This is a genomic window from Limnochorda pilosa, assembly GCF_001544015.1.
GTDB lineage: Bacteria > Bacillota > Limnochordia > Limnochordales > Limnochordaceae > Limnochorda > Limnochorda pilosa.
Genome location: NZ_AP014924.1, coordinates 2,861,574 through 2,876,266 on the forward strand (window position 1 = coordinate 2,861,574; position 14,693 = coordinate 2,876,266).

Sequence of the window (14,693 nt, forward strand, 5' to 3'; positions counted from 1 at the left end):
CACTCAGCCAGACTTCCTCGCCTCCTGCATCATCTTCGCGCCACCCTGAGACGTGCGCCACCCCGGCGCGCCAGAGCCGCCGGCGCTTGCCGGCGGCCCCCAGAGCAAGCCTGGGATCAGCCTACGATCAGCCCACAGAACCTTCCATCTCGAGCTCGATGAGCCGGTTGAGTTCCACCGCGTACTCCATGGGGAGCTCCTTGGCAAAGGGCTCCATGAAGCCCATCACCACCATCAGGGTGGCCTCCTGCTCGGAGAGGCCCCGGCTCATCAGGTAGAAGAGCTGCGCCTCGGAGACCTTGGAGACCGACGCCTCGTGCTCCATGGCAACCGTGTTGTCCAGGATCTCCATGTCGGGGATGGTGTCGGTCTTTGAGCGGTCGTCCAGGATCAGGGCATCGCACTTGACGTTGGACTTGCAGTGGTGCGCGTCGGGATCCACGTGCACCATGCCCCGGTACGTGGTCCGCCCGCCGTCTTTGCAGATGGACTTGTTGACGATGGTGGAGGTGGTGTGGGGCGCCAGGTGGTACATCTTCGCGCCGGCGTCCTGGTGCTGGCCGGCCCCGGCGAAGGCGATGGAGAGCACGTCCCCCTTGGCGCCCGGCTCCATCAGGTAGACGCTCGGGTACTTCATGGTGAGCCGGGAGCCCAGGTTGCCGTCGACCCACTCCATGGTCGCGTCGCGGTAGGCGGCGGCCCGCTTGGTCACCAGGTTGTACACGTTGGTGGACCAGTTCTGGATGGTGGTGTACCGTACCCGGGCGCCTTCCTTGACGATGATCTCCACCACCGCCGCGTGAAGCGACTCGCTGGCGTAGACCGGCGCCGTGCATCCCTCGATGTAGTGCACGAAGCTGCCTGGCTCGGCGATGATCAGCGTCCGCTCGAACTGCCCCATGTTCTGGGCGTTGATGCGGAAGTAGGCCTGCAGCGGGATCTCCACCTTCACGCCCGCCGGCACGTAGATGAAGCTGCCACCGCTCCAGACGGCGCTGTTGAGCGCGGCGAACTTGTTGTCCGCGGGGGGGACGACGGTGCCGAAGTACTCGCGCACCAGGTCGGGGTGCTCCCGCACGGCCGTGTCGGTGTCGCAGAAGATGACGCCCTGCTCCTCCAGGTCCTTGTGGACGTTGTGGTAGACCACCTCGGACTCGTACTGGGCCGAGACGCCCGCCAGGAACTTCCGCTCCGCCTCGGGGATGCCGAGCCGGTCGAAGGTCCGCTTGATCTGCTCCGGGACCTCGCTCCAATCCTTACCCTGGCGCTCGCTGGCCCGCACGAAGTAGCGCACGTCGTCGAAGTCCAGGTGCGAGAGGTCGCCGCCCCAGGTCGGCATCGGCTTCTTCTCAAAGGTCTCCAGCGCCTTCAGCCGGAAGGCCCGCATCCACTCCGGCTCGCCCTTGAGCGACGAGATCTCCTCCACCACCCGGCGGGAGAGGCCCTTACCGCTCTCGTAGACGTAGTTCTCCGGGTCGTGGAAGCCGTACCGGTACTCGCCCAGGTCCACCGCCGACTTACCCATGGAAAAACCCCCTTCTACCCCGGATCTCCCTGGCGCCCGCCCACCTGCGCCTCCGGGTAAAACCCGACTTCACAAGTCGGAATTCAGCCCGCGTCACGTCCCGTCGCCAGTCATTATACGGGGAGGTCGAAGGGGAGTCAAGGCGACCGGCGCTCCCTGGTGGCCACCGCTTCGCGCCCATCTCCGCCGCCGGGGCCGTAGCGCATCCTGAGCGCCGCGGTCGGAAACCAGATCTCCTTCATCTCCAGGGGCTCGCTGCCGTCTTTCAGCCGCTCGCCGCCGCGCGGGTGATAGAGCACCATGAGCCAGCGCATGTACGCCTGCAGCCACCGGTTGCCGAGGCTGCGGGGGACGTCGCGCACCTCGAAGCCCATGCGCCGGGCGCCGCGCCAGAGCAGGGTCCGGCCGTACACGGCCCGGATCGGGTACGGGACCCCTCCCCGCTCGAGCTCCACGGCCAGCCCGCCCAGGAACCGGCGGAGCCGCCGGGCCGTGTCGAAGGTGGCCGCGAGCTCCGAGCGGCCCGTTCCGGCCGACCGGCCCCGGTCGACGGCGACGCTGGAGAGGTGCAGCTCCCCCACCCAGTCGCCAGGGTCGATGCGGGTTCCGTCGTCGAACGCCACGGGCTCGCCCCGATGCCGCTCGAAACGGATCCGCACGGTCTCGTCGCCCGCGGCCGGCACCGCCCACAGCCGGAAGAGCCTGGCAAAGAGACGCTCCCACACGTTCCACGCCCGCCGCAGCACCCTCCACCCCAAGGGGCTCCCCTCCCCCTTTCCCCCCAGCAGCTCGCTCAGCGTGACCGCGCGGAGCCCCCGCTCGGCGAGGCCTTCCAGGATCAGGGGGAGGGCCGCGACGGTCCGCTCGGGTGCCCCCGGTGCGCCGCCCCCGTCGTGCAGGTCGATGATGGCTCCCGGGCGGGCCCCTTCCAGCGCCTCCCGGGCGATGGCCTCGGGATCCTGCCGGCCGTCCCAATCCCGGGGGGCCGCGGACCAGAGCACCACCGTGGCCCGCTCCCGGTGCGCCGCGGCGGTGGTGAACAGGTTGAACCCTCCCCAGGGAGGCCGGAAGAAGGAGGGAGGCCGGCCCGTTGTCATTCGAATCGCGTCGCCGGCCTGGCGGACCTCCCGGCCCGTCGCCCACGGCCCCAGGGTCCAGGCGTGCTTGTGCCGGTGCCCGTGGTTGCCCACCTCATGACCTGCCTTCACCGCCTCGCGCACCAGCTCCGGATGGGCCAAGACCCGCCGGCCCACCACGAAGAAGGTCGCCCTGGCACCGTACCGCTCCAACACGGCCATCACCCGGGGGGTAGAGCGGGGGTCCGGGCCGTCGTCGAAGGTAAGCGCGACGGCCTTCGCCGCCTCCGGGCCCCGCCGCACCACCCGTCCCGGCAGGTGACGCCCGCTCACGTGGGGGATCAGGAGGTAGAGCAACCCTGCTCCCAGGAGGCCGAGGGTCCACGTCCACGCCGGGCTCATCGCGGCTCCCTTCCTGCCGCGGCCGGTACCCGGGCCAGGGCGAGGATGGCCCGAGCCGCCTCTTCGTCGGCTCGCGGGTGCCCGAGGGCCGCCGCGGCCTGGGCCATGCGGCGCCGGCGCTCGGGGTCGTCGAGAAGACGCTGGACCTCGCTCACCAGCTCCTCGGGGCTCTGCACCACCCGCCCGGCGCCGCGTGAGACGAGGAAGCGGGCGTTCCCTTCCTCCTGGCCGGGAATGGGGCGGTAGATCACCATGGGCAGGCCTTTGGCCAAGGCTTCGGTCACGGTCAGGCCTCCCGCCTTGGAGATCAGCAGGTCGGCGACGCTCATCAACTCGTGCACCTCGCGCACGAAGCCCAGGACGCGGACCGGGCGCGGCGACCCCTCCACCACCTCCCGGATCCGGCGCTCCAGGAGGGCGTCGCGCCCGGAGACGACGATGAGCTGGAAGGATCCGCCCGCGAAGGCGAGCTGCCGGCACGCGGGCACCATACCCCGCACCATGCCGTACCCTCCGGCCATGAAGAGGACCACCGGCTGGTGCGAGAGGCCCAGGCGCTGGCGCACCCGGAAGGGGTCCACCCTCTGGCGGAAGCGAGGGTGGATGGGGATGCCCGTGACCGCAACCCGGTCGGGCCGGATGCCCCTGGCCACGAGGGCTTCCCGCACGGCCTCCGCTCCGGCGATGTAGAGGTCCACGTCGGGGTGGAGCCACTGGCTGTGCACAATGTAGTCGGTGATCACGGTGGCGACGGGCGCGTCCAGTTGCCTGCCCCGCCGGAGCTGCGCCGCCACGCCCCCCGGCGTAGGGTGCGTCGCCACCACCACCCGCGGCCGTCGTTGCGCCAGGAAACGGGCCAGCCTGCGGGCGCCCAGCCGGTACAGGAACTGCTGCCAGGACGACTCCGGGGTGAGCTGGCCCGTGCGCTCGTAGAACTCCCGCCACAGGACGGGCGCCCGCGTGACGGACTGGATGTAGGCGAAGCGGGCTGCGCCGTTGACGACCGGGTTCACCAGGTCGAAGAAGTCGATGCGCTCGACGGTGAGCGAGGGGTCCAGCTCGGCCAGCGCCGCGGCCAGGGCTGCCCCTGCCTGAATGTGCCCCCCGCCGTAGGTGGACTCGAGCAGGACCGCGTCGGCGCTCCTTGCCGTGAACCGGGATCCCTCCAAGACACGCAGCCGCATCTGCCGGGTGGCTTCCTTTCGCCGAAGGACGTCCGTGTCCCTTGCAACGGCTTGAAGATTCGAGGCAGAGGGTCCGAGTCCTCCTCAGGCGCTCAGCCCGTGCCCTCTCCCAGAGATCCCGGGTCCAGCTTGCGGCGGTACTGGCGCAGGGCCGTCTTCAGCGTACCCAGCGCCAGCGTGGCACACTTGGGCCGGCTGGCCACGAGATCCCTTCCCAGGATGTCCATCATCGCCATGCCGTCCATGGCCAGGAGCCGGTCGGCGTCCAGACTCCCTTCGGCCACCATCTCCATGAGAATGGAGGCGGCGGCCTGGCTGATGGTGCAGCCCTCGCCCTCGAACCGGACCGTGTCGATGCCTCCCCGGCCGTCCCCCTTGAGGTAGATGGTCACCACGTCGCCGCACCCAGGGTTGCCGCCGGGGATGACCACGTCCGCGCCCTCCAGGGTTCCCTTCCCCCGGGCCTTGCGGTAGTGCTCGTCGAGGAACTCGATCTGCGTCTGCCGGTCCACGGCCTCCACTCCCCCTGGCTCTTCTGCCCGGCGAGCCCCGGCCCGGCCCTCGTGCAAGGCGAGCCGGGTCGAGGCCGCTTCCCATCCTGCCGCCCTATCCACCCGCGCGTTCCCCCGGTCTTCAGCGCTCGATGGGTGCCCGCACCAGGTTTCCCCACTCGGTCCACGATCCGTCGTAGTTCCGCACGTTGGGGAAGCCCAGGAGGTAGCTGAGGACGAACCAGGTGTGCGAGCTCCGCTCGCCGATGCGGCAGTAGGCGATCACCTCGTCCTCGGGCTTCAGGCCCTCGCGCTCGAGGTAGATCTGCCTCAGCTCGGCGGCGCTCTTGAAGGTCCCGTCGTCCCGGACCGCCTGGGCCCAGGGAACGTTCCGGGCACCGGGGACGTGCCCCCCCCGCAGCGCGCCCTCCTGCGGGTAGTCCGGCATGTGGAGCTTCTCGCCCGTGTACTCCTGCGGCGAGCGTACGTCCACCAGCGGCTTTCGGCTGCGGACGTGCTCCTCCACGTCCTCCCGGAAGGCCCGGATGGGCGCGTCGTTCCGGGTGGGAACCGGGTACGGAGTCTCCGGATAGGTCGGGACGTCCTTCACCAGCGGGCGTCCCTCGGTCGCCCACCGGGCGCGACCGCCGTCCATGATCCGACAATCCTGGTGCCCGAAGAGCTTGAAGACCCAGAAGGCGTAGCAGGCCCACCAGTTGTTCTTGTCGCCGTAGAAGACCACCGTGGTCCCCGGGCTGATCCCTTTGGCCCGCACGAGCCTCGCGAACGCCTCCGGGTTCAGGTAGTCCCGGATCACGGGATCCTGCAGGTCCGTGTGCCAGTCGATCTTCACGGCGCCGGGTACGTGCCCCACCTCGTAGAGGAGCACGTCCTCGTCCGACTCCACCACCCGCACCCCCGGGTCCTGCAGGTGGTCGGCCACCCACTGGGTGGTGACCAGCGCTTCGGGCTGTGCGTACCCCTTCTGGAGGATTGCGGCCTCCGCGGCCCCTTGTACCGCCATCTCTGGGTGAAACCTCCTCTCCTGGACTCCTCGGGCCGGCATGGGCACCGGCCCTCATCGGTAATCATCCCTAATTCTAATCAAACCGACCGGAGAATGCCAGTAGCAATCGCGGGACCCAGCGCGTGGCGCCCGCCCTTGCTGGGCGCGCGGTCGCTGTCCGCCCCGCTTCCTCGAGGCCCGGGCGGCCTAGCGAAACAGGACCCGTACCGCCCCTAGCGCCAGCGAAAAGGCCACGACGGGCGTCGCCACCCAGACCTGCGTGGCGCGTCGCACGGCCTCCCGCTCGCGGGCACCGGCGGCCCGCCGGGCTCGGGTCACCCCCACCAACCCGAGGGTCAGCGCCTGGGTCAGCGGGACCGGCAGGCCCATCAGGGAGGCACTCAAGACCAGGAACCCCGTCACCCCCGCGGCCAGGGCGCCCTCTGCCAGTGAGAACCGGGCCATCTCCCGCCCGGCCATATGAAGGAGAGGCCCACCCAGGAGCCACGCGCCCGCCCCCATCCAGAGGCCGCCCAGGGCCGCAGGCCACGCGGGCCCTGCCGGCAGGAACCCTTCGGCCACCAGCGGGCCCACAGCGTTGGCCGCGTTGTTCGCACCGGCGGCGAAGGCCTGGAGAAAGCCTGCGATGCCCAGGGCGAACCCCAGGGAGCGCGGGGGGCGCCCGGCAAGCCACCCTCCCCGAAAGACCCGGGCACAGCCGTACGCGACGGCAAAGGAGATGACCGGCAGCAGGATCCACCCGGCCACCACCCGCACCAGCACCTCCGCCCTCAGCTCTCCCGTGGCCAGCCCCACGCCCGCCAGTGCCGCCACCGTCACCTCGCTGGTGGAGATGGGGACCCCCAGGCGCGTCGCCAGCGCCAGGGAGGCCGACGCAGCCGCCAGCACCACGGCCACGGCACCGGGGGGCACGGAGCCCCGCTCCAGAAGCCCTGCGCCCAGGGTTCGAACCACCCCGTTCCCTGCCACCGCCGCACCCAGCACCAGCCCGAGCGCAGCCACCTGCAGCGCCCGCCGCAGGTCGAGGACCCCGGCTCCATAGGGGATGGCCAGGCTGGCCGCGCCGCTCGCCCCGATGTTCAAGCCAAAGAAGGACGCAAGGACCAGCAGGACGACGGGCATGCCGCGATCCCCCTTAAGGTGAAGGCCCCACCGGGCGGCGATGGATTTGCGGGAAGCTGTCTCTGGAATCCGGGCCTGGTCCTGGTATCCTATACAGAGGGCGGAGCGGGGGTGAGGCACCGCACCCCGGCCGCCCCAACCCAGAGGGGGTCCTGCCGTGAAGGTGGAAAGCGAGGTCGGGCGGTTGCAGGCGGTTCTCCTCCACCGGCCCGGTCCAGAGCTGGAGAACCTGGTGCCCCGCGACCTGGAGCGGCTCCTCTTCGAGGAGATCCCGTGGCTACCCCAGGCCAGGCGGGAGCATGCCGGCTTTGCCCGCCAGTTGGAAGCACTCGGCGTGCACGTCTACTACGTGGAAGACCTCCTGCGGGACCTGGCCCGAGACCCCGAGCTGCGGGAAGAGATGGTGGAGAGCCAGCTCGAGGCCAGCCGGCTCCGCCGGGACCCCGCCCGCGCGGCAGTGCGCCGCTGCCTCCTGGAAGAGGTGCCCCCCGAGGAGCTCCCGGACCGCCTCATCGCCGGGATCACCAAGGAGGCCGTCCGTCGCTGGAAGCAGACGCCGTCCCTGAGCGACCTCACCGCCCCGCTCAACCCCTTCTACCTGGACCCACTCCCCAGCATGTACTTCACCCGCGACCATGGGGCGATGATCGGCCCGAACCTGCTGGTGAGCCAGATGACGCACCGGGCGCGCCGGCGGGAGACGGCCTTCCTCCGGACGCTGCTCCGCCACCACCCGCTCTTCCAGGGGGTGAAAGCATGGTGGGAGGAACCCCTGCCCACCGGCATCGAAGGAGGCGACATCCTGGCGGTCGCCCCCAGCGCCCTGGTGCTGGGGCTGAGCGAGCGAACCAGCGAGGCGGCCATCGAGGTGGTGGCCGAGAGGCTCTTCGCCGCGGGGGCGCTGCGGGAGATCCTGGTGCTCCAGATTCCGTCCCGCCGGGCCTTCATGCACCTGGACACCGTCTTCACCATGGTCGATCGCGAGCGCTTCCTGATCTACCCGGGCATCGAGGAGCGCTTGCGCCTCTTCCGCCTGGCGTTCGACGACGGCCGCGTGCGGGCCGAGGAGACGACCGACCTGGCCCGGAGCCTGGCCCGGCTCGTGGGCGTGGACCGGGTGGAGCTGCTCCGCTCCGGCGGCGACGACCCCATCACCGCGGCCCGGGAGCAGTGGGCCGACAGCACCAACGTCCTGGCCGTGGCGCCGGGCCAGGTGATCGCCTACGACCGCAACGAGGCGACCAACCGCACGCTGCAGCGGGCAGGGATCGAGGTGCTGGAGATCGAAGGGTCCGAGCTGGTGCGGGGCCGCGGCGGCCCCCGGTGCATGAGCTTGCCCTTGGATCGGCTTCCGCTGGGCTGATGGGCCGCCGCGGTGCCACGTGCCGGCCGCCGTTTCCGCCACAACCCTTTCCTGCTGGGAGGATCGCCCATGCCCGAAACCCCGGCTTCCCAACCTCCCCGTCCCCAGGTGGGCGTGGACGTCTTCCAGGCGCTGGACCTTCGCGTCGGGCGGGTCCAGCGGGCCGAAACCTTCCCCCAGGCCCGCAAGCCCGCCTACCGGCTCTGGATCGACTTCGGTCCCCTGGGCGTCCGCCGGTCGAGCGCCCAGATCACCAGCCTCTACCACCCTGAGGAGCTGGTAGGGCGGCTGGTGGTCGCGGTGGTCAACTTCCCGCCACGGCAGGTAGGCCCTTTCGTCTCGGAGGTGCTGGTCCTGGGCGCCGAGACGCGGCAGGGTATTGTGCTCCTCCAGCCCGACGCGCCCGTCGAGCCCGGTTCGCCCATTTCCTGACCTTCGGCCGCCTCAGCGCCCAGGCCGGCCCGAGGTGCTGAGGTCCGCCGTCTCTCCCCTTCCCCGTGCGCGTGCCTCCCATCGCCTGATAAGGTTGCGTTGAGCCGCCAGCAGGAATTGGCTCCCTTGCGGTGGAATTCCGTTTTTCAAGCTTCCTGTTCCCCGGTTCTACGACATTCACATCATGAGAGGAGGAGCGCTTCTTGCGTCGTTCCCCTGGCCTTTTCGTGCTGGCGGCCCTCGTCCTCGCGTGGATGGCGGGTCCCTCGTCCGCCCAGGCTCAGGAGATCGTGGTGGGTCTGAACGCGGAGCTGACGGGCAGCATCCCGGTGGTGGGCCAGTCGAGCCGGAACGCGGCCCTCATGGCCGTGGACGAGGTCAACGCCCAGGGAGGTCTCCTGGTGGGTGGCGCCCGCCATCGCATCCGGCTCCTGGTGGAGGACAACCACGACGACCCGGCCGCGGCGGCGGCCGTGGCCCAGAAACTCATCTACCAGGACCAGGTGGTGGCCATGGTGGGGCCCAACGCGAGCCGCGACGCTATCCCCGCGGCCACCATCGCGGAGTCGGCCCGGACGCCCATGATCTCGCCCTGGTCCACGAATCCTCAGACCACCGCCGGCAAGAGCTACGTCTTCCGGGCCTGCTTCACCGACGACTTCCAGGGGCAGGTGGTGGCCGGCTTCGTCTACAGGGATCTGGGGCTTCGCCGGGCGGCCGTCCTCTACGATGTCGCGAGCGACTACAACAAGGGCATCGCTGAGATCTTCAGGAGCTCGTTCACCAAGCTGGGCGGGCAGGTGGTGGCGTTTGAGACCTACACCACCGGTGACCGGGATTTCAGCTCCCAGATCACCCGCATCGTCTCGTTGAACCCTGACGTGCTCTTCCTGCCCAACTACTACAGCGAGGTGCCGCTCCAGGTGCAGCAGGCCCGAAACCTGGGGTACGAAGGGCCCATCATCGGCAGCGACTCCTGGGGCAGCACCGAGATCGTCGCGCTGGGTGGCGCGGTGATGAACGACCAGTTCTTCACGACCCATTATGCCCCCGACATTGCCACCCCCGAGGCGCGAGCGTTTATCGAGGGCTACGAGGAGCGTTACGGCTCCACACCCGACGACGTGGCCGCCCTTACCTACGACGCCTTCGGCATGCTCTTTCACGCCATCCAACAGGCAGGCTCCTGGGAGAGGGAAGCGATCCGCCAGGCCTTGGCCCAGATCAGCCAGTTCACGGGCGTGACGGGCACCATGAGCTTCCACGGCACGGGCGACCCTGAAAAGAGCGCCGTGGTGATCCGGATTCAGGACGGCCAGTTCCGGTACTACGGCGCCGCGTCGCCCTAGGCTGCGGATCGAGCCCCGCGGCCCGCAGCCGGCCTGCGGGTCGCGGGGCATCACGCCATCGGCCGTCCGGGCACCGCCCGAGCGACCCGAGGTGGGGAGGCGGGCTATGCAGTTTCTCGCCCAGCAGATCGTCAACGCGCTTCAACTCGGCAGCATCTACGCCCTCATCGCGCTGGGCTACACCTTGGTGTACGGTGTGCTCCGGCTGATCAACTTCGCCCACGGCGACATCTTCATGGTGGGTGCCTTCCTTGCCTTCTTCGCCGCCGTCCTGCTGGACCTCCCCTTCGTGCCCACGCTGCTCCTGAGCATGGCGGCCACCGCCCTGCTGGGAGTCCTCATCGAGCGTTTCGCCTATCGCCCCCTGCGGAACGCCCCCCGGGTGTCGGCGGTGATCACGGCCTTGGGCGTCGGCCTCTTCCTGGAGCACTTCACCTTGGCCTCGGTGGGCGCCCAGCCCCGCCACCTCCCGCCGCTGATCGAGACGGTCGTCTACCGGTTGGGCCCCGTGCGGGTGACCACGGTGCACCTGGTCATCTTCATCGTGGCGGTGGTGCTGATGGTGGTGCTGGACCGCATCGTCAACCGCTCCCTGACAGGCATGGCCATGCGCGCCGTCTCGTGGGACAAGTCCGTGGTACCCCTCATGGGCGTCTCGGTCGACCGCATCATCGCGCTCACCTTCGCCATCGGCTCGGGGCTCGCGGCGGCCGGCGGGCTTCTGTACGCGACCGCCTACCCCGTGATCGAGCCGTACATGGGGGTGCTCGTGGGCTGGAAGGCCTTCGTAGCCGCCGTGGTGGGGGGTATCGGGGTGATCCGGGGCGCCATGCTGGGCGCCTACCTGTTGGGGATGGTGGAGATCCTGGTGGCTGCCTACCTACCCTCCACCTACCGGGATTTCATCGCGTTCGGGCTGCTCTTGATCCTCCTGGTCTTCAGGCCCCAGGGGATCCTGGGGCGGCGCGAGGTCCAGAAGGTGTAGCCATAGGGAGGGACTCACCATCGCAGCACCATCCTCGACAGGCCTCGGTCGCCTTCGGAAGCAGGCGTTCACGGCCACCGCTTCTTTCTTCGCCCTGCCCTACGGCATGCCCGGGCTTCTGGCCGCTGCTTTCGCGCTTGCGTGGGCCATCGCTCATCATGGCTGGCTGAACCCCTACCAGCAGCAGATCCTCATGTACGTGGGCATCAACGTCATCCTCACCGCCAGCCTCAACCTGGTGAACGGCTACATGGGCGAGTTCGCGGTGGGCCATGCCGCCTTCATGGCGGTGGGCGCGTACGTCTCCTCCCTGATGACGGTGCGGCTCTTCCCCTTTCAGGCTGCCCCGTACCTTTTCCCGCTCGCACTGGTCGCTGGCGGAGCCGCGGCGGGGGTGGTGGGTCTCCTGGTGGCCTTCCCTTCCTTCCGTACCCGGGGCGACTACCTGGCCATCGTCACCCTCGCCCTGAACATGATCGTGAAGAGCGCCATCGAGAACGTCGAGGCGATCGGCGGCCCCCGCGGGTTCCTGGGCATGCAGCGGCTGACCAGCCTGCCGTGGGTCTTCGCTTCGACCGCCCTCGCCCTCTACGTGCTGCGCAACTTCATCCACGCCAACCTGGGCCGAGGCGTGCTGGCCATCCGGGAGGACGAGGTAGCCGCAGACCTGTTGGGCGTGGATACCCGCCGGGTGAAGCTCTACGCCTTCGTCCTCTCCTCCGCCCTGGCGGGGGTGGCGGGTGGCCTCTTCGCCCACGTGGTCCAGTTCATCAACCCGCGAAGCTTCGACATCATCCGCTCCACCGAGATCCTCGTGATGGTCTACCTGGGGGGCATCGGATCCTTGGCCGGTTCCGTCATCGGGGCCACCTTCTACACCGTGGCGCTGGAATGGCTCCGCTTCCTGGGCCAGTGGCGGCTGGCCATCGCACCGCTCCTCCTGGTGCTGCTGATGATCCTCCGCCCCACCGGCATCATGGGGCTACGGGAGTTCGTGGGGCTGGTCCCCCGCGACGAGCGCGGTCTCCGGGGCCGCCTGGCCCGGCTGGGGTATGGGACGGTGGATTCCGGCGGCGGTGCTGCGCCATCCGCTCCCGAAGGGAGTGCGAGCCCCCATGGCCCTGCTTGAACTGGAGCACGTCAGCCACCGCTTCGGCGGTCTGCAGGCCCTTTCGAACGTCTCTCTCGGGGTGGAGGAGGGCGAGGTGACAGCCCTCATCGGTCCCAACGGGGCTGGCAAGACCACGGTCTTCAACCTCGTGACAGGAGTCTACCGGCCTGCGGAGGGCTCCATCCGTCTGGCTGGCCAGGAGTTGGTGGGCCTTTCCCCGGCCCGCATCGTGGAGCGGGGCGTCGCGCGCACCTTCCAGTCGATCCGGCTCTTCAAGGACCTGACGGTTCTCGACAACGTGCGCGTCGCCCACTTCGCCCGGGTGCGCTACGGCATCGGCGCCTGGCTGGGCCGGAGCGCCGCCTTCCGGGACGAGGAGGATGCGATCCTTGCCACCTCCTTCGACTTGCTGGCCCGCTTCGGTCTGGAGCGTCACGCGTTCGAGCGGGCTGGCAGCCTCCCCTACGGGGACCAGCGCCGGCTGGAGATCGCCCGGGCCATGGCCACCCAGCCCCGCCTGCTGCTTCTGGACGAACCGGCCGCGGGCATGAACCCCGCCGAGGTGGAGCGGCTGATGCAGCTCATCCTGTGGGTGCGGGACAGCTTCGGGGTGACGATCTTCCTCATCGAGCACCAGATGCGGGTGGTGATGGGCATCTGCCGGGTGATCCACGTCCTGGACTTCGGCCGGCTCATCGCTCGGGGCAGCCCCGACGAGGTTCGCTCGCACCCGCGGGTCCTGGAGGCCTATCTGGGGAAGGGGGCACGGGAGGCGTGAGCCTGCTGGAGGTGCGGGGCCTACGGGTGCGGTACGGCGCCATCGAGGCCCTGCACGGCATCGACCTCTCCGTGGGGGAGGGCGAGATCGTCACACTCATCGGCGCCAACGGGGCGGGAAAGACCACCACGCTGCGGGCCATCTCCCGGCTGGTCGCCCCCAGATCCGGCGAGGTGCGCTTTGCCGGCGCGGATCTGGCCCGCCTCCCCGCCCATCGCCTGGTGCAGCTGGGGATCTGCCACGTCCCCGAGGGCCGCGGGATCTTCGCCAACCTGACGGTGCTGGAAAACCTGCTCCTCGCCACCTACGGCCGCCGGGACCGGCCCAAGGTGTCCCAGGACCTGGAGCGGGTCTTTGGCCTCTTCCCCCGCCTGGACGAGCGGAAAGCCCAACTCGCCGGTACCCTCTCGGGGGGCGAGCAGCAGATGCTGGCCGTGGGCCGCGCCCTCATGACCCGGGGCAGGCTGATGCTCCTGGACGAGCCCTCCATGGGCCTGGCCCCGGTTCTGGTGGAGGAGATCTTCGAGACCTTGGCCGCCATCAACCGGGACGGAACCACCCTGCTCCTGGTCGAGCAGAACGCCCACCAGGCGCTGCGGCTGGCCCATCGGGGCTACGTGCTCGAGACCGGCACCATCCAGGCCGCGGCGGACGCGGCCACCCTCGCCCGCGACCCGGAGGTGCGCCGGGCCTATCTGGGCGGGTAGCGGCGCCCTCTCACCCAGGGTCCGCGTCTACGGAGCGACCCACCCTACGAGCCAGCGGGTGGTGCCGTCTCATCCGTACCGCCTCCGGTACCGCCGCTCCTCCCACCCTGCTCCGGAGCCGAAGGGAAGGTGTCCGCCCGGGGCGGGGCGGTCTTGGAGGGCGCCAGGACGAACTCCACCTGGATGCGCACCTCCACGGTCAACGATCCCGGTAGGACCACCGCGGCCGAACCGGCTGCGGCCTCGAAGGCCGCGCCCCTCCCCAGCGGAACGAGACCGCCGGAGATCTCGTGGACCTGGGCGACGCTCTTCACCTCCTGCCCCAGGGCCTTCGCGATCCGCTCGGCCCGACGGAGTGCCTGCGCCGCGGCCTCGTCGAGAAGCTCCTCCTGGAGAGAGCGCGCGTCGCTGCGGGCGTACTGCAGGTTCTCGATGCGGTTGGCCCCGGCGGCCACCGCGGCGTCGATGAGGTTGCCCAGACGCCGGAGGTCCTTGGTCTCCACCCGCACGCTCCCTTCAGCCGCGTAGCCCACCAGCTTGGGCTCGCCCTCGTCGTGCTGGTAGACGGGCCGCAGGGTGAGCCCCGTGGTGCGCATGGACTCTTCAGGAACGTCGTTGGCCTTGAGGGCCACCACGATGTTGGAGAGGACGAACTGGGCGCTGTCGAAGGCCGCCTGGGCGCTGGTGGCCTCCTGCCGCACGCCGAAGTCGATGGTGGCCTGATCGGGCGCCACGCTGCGGCGGGCCACTCCCTCCACGCTGAGCTTGCCGTAGGGAATGGGCTCGGGGGCCGGTTCCTGGGCCCAGGCGCTCGCGCCGGCCAGCGTCCAGGACAGGAGGAGGGCCGCGGTGAGGCCGACCAGGCGGGCGGTCAGCGGAGCACCGGCGCGCCCCCGGAACCGCGCGTCCCCTTGACCGGCTTCTTCGCTCCGGATCCCGAGGGACACGGGGCGGCGGGCGCGCGCCTTCAGGTGGAGCAGGGTCATGGGCAAGACACCCCTTTGGTGGACAGATCCTTCCTCGCCCCACTGCATTCTTCCAGACCGGGCCCGTCCCTGCCGGAAGCCGCAGCCAGTGCCCCGGGCCTGGGCAGGACGGGCTCGGTGCGATCTGCGTCCGGGCCCGTCACAGGGGCCTTGAG

Annotated in this window: 14 protein-coding genes; 7 read left to right on the plus strand and 7 right to left on the minus strand. The window is 70.0% G+C overall.

Annotated elements, in window-relative coordinates; translation table 11 throughout:
- Window positions 1-127: 127 nt before the first annotated feature.
- The 6 genes from sufB to LIP_RS12725 form a co-directional block, all read right to left on the minus strand.
- On the minus strand, window positions 128-1,525 hold the full coding sequence (gene sufB, locus LIP_RS12700; protein ID WP_068139036.1) for a Fe-S cluster assembly protein SufB: 1,398 nt from the start codon (window positions 1,523-1,525) through the stop codon (window positions 128-130).
- 137 nt (window positions 1,526-1,662) lie between these two features.
- Window positions 1,663-3,003, minus strand: a complete 1,341-nt coding sequence (locus tag LIP_RS12705; protein ID WP_068139038.1) for a polysaccharide deacetylase family protein — start codon at window positions 3,001-3,003, stop codon at window positions 1,663-1,665.
- Window positions 3,000-4,187: an MGDG synthase family glycosyltransferase gene (locus tag LIP_RS12710; protein WP_068139042.1), complete on the minus strand. Its 1,188-nt coding sequence runs from the start codon at window positions 4,185-4,187 to the stop codon at window positions 3,000-3,002. The genes LIP_RS12705 and LIP_RS12710 overlap by 4 nt, the downstream gene beginning before the upstream one ends.
- Before the next feature lie 92 nt (window positions 4,188-4,279).
- A complete protein-coding gene (locus tag LIP_RS12715) occupies window positions 4,280-4,699 on the minus strand; it encodes an iron-sulfur cluster assembly scaffold protein (RefSeq protein ID WP_068142027.1) in 420 nt (139 codons plus the stop codon).
- Between the two features lie 121 nt (window positions 4,700-4,820).
- Complete coding sequence (locus LIP_RS12720; RefSeq protein ID WP_068139044.1) at window positions 4,821-5,702, minus strand: sulfurtransferase; 882 nt, start codon at window positions 5,700-5,702, stop codon at window positions 4,821-4,823.
- A 189-nt stretch (window positions 5,703-5,891) separates the two neighbouring features.
- A complete protein-coding gene (locus LIP_RS12725; RefSeq protein ID WP_068139047.1) occupies window positions 5,892-6,827 on the minus strand; it encodes an inorganic phosphate transporter in 936 nt (311 codons plus the stop codon).
- Window positions 6,828-6,984: 157 nt separating this feature from the next.
- On the opposite strand from LIP_RS12725, the gene LIP_RS12730 reads away from it, so the two are divergent.
- From LIP_RS12730 to LIP_RS12760, 7 genes are all read left to right on the plus strand, one after another.
- Window positions 6,985-8,190, plus strand: a complete 1,206-nt coding sequence (locus tag LIP_RS12730) for an arginine deiminase (protein ID WP_068139050.1) — start codon at window positions 6,985-6,987, stop codon at window positions 8,188-8,190.
- A gap of 69 nt (window positions 8,191-8,259) precedes the next feature.
- Window positions 8,260-8,622 carry a tRNA-binding protein gene (locus LIP_RS12735; RefSeq protein WP_068139054.1) on the plus strand — a complete coding sequence of 121 codons (363 nt, stop codon included), beginning with the start codon at window positions 8,260-8,262 and terminating at the stop codon, window positions 8,620-8,622.
- Between the two features lie 203 nt (window positions 8,623-8,825).
- Entirely contained in the window at window positions 8,826-9,971 is a 1,146-nt protein-coding gene (locus LIP_RS12740; RefSeq protein WP_082726297.1) for an ABC transporter substrate-binding protein, read from the plus strand.
- A 106-nt stretch (window positions 9,972-10,077) separates the two neighbouring features.
- Entirely contained in the window at window positions 10,078-10,956 is an 879-nt protein-coding gene (locus LIP_RS12745) for a branched-chain amino acid ABC transporter permease (RefSeq protein ID WP_068139059.1), read from the plus strand.
- Between the two features lie 106 nt (window positions 10,957-11,062).
- The gene (locus LIP_RS12750) at window positions 11,063-12,085 is read left to right on the plus strand and encodes a branched-chain amino acid ABC transporter permease (protein ID WP_082726298.1); all 1,023 of its coding nucleotides are present in this window, start codon (window positions 11,063-11,065) and stop codon (window positions 12,083-12,085) included.
- Window positions 12,072-12,845, plus strand: a complete 774-nt coding sequence (locus LIP_RS12755) for an ABC transporter ATP-binding protein (RefSeq protein ID WP_068139062.1) — start codon at window positions 12,072-12,074, stop codon at window positions 12,843-12,845. Before LIP_RS12750 ends, LIP_RS12755 begins: the two co-directional genes overlap by 14 nt.
- Window positions 12,842-13,552 (plus strand): ABC transporter ATP-binding protein, encoded by a 711-nt coding sequence (locus tag LIP_RS12760; RefSeq protein ID WP_068139065.1) that lies wholly within the window; start codon window positions 12,842-12,844, stop codon window positions 13,550-13,552. The genes LIP_RS12755 and LIP_RS12760 overlap by 4 nt, the downstream gene beginning before the upstream one ends.
- Window positions 13,553-13,596: 44 nt before the next feature.
- On the opposite strand, the gene LIP_RS12765 is transcribed toward LIP_RS12760, so the two are convergent.
- Window positions 13,597-14,538, minus strand: a complete 942-nt coding sequence (locus LIP_RS12765) for an SIMPL domain-containing protein (protein WP_068139070.1) — start codon at window positions 14,536-14,538, stop codon at window positions 13,597-13,599.
- Window positions 14,539-14,693: the final 155 nt, after the last annotated feature.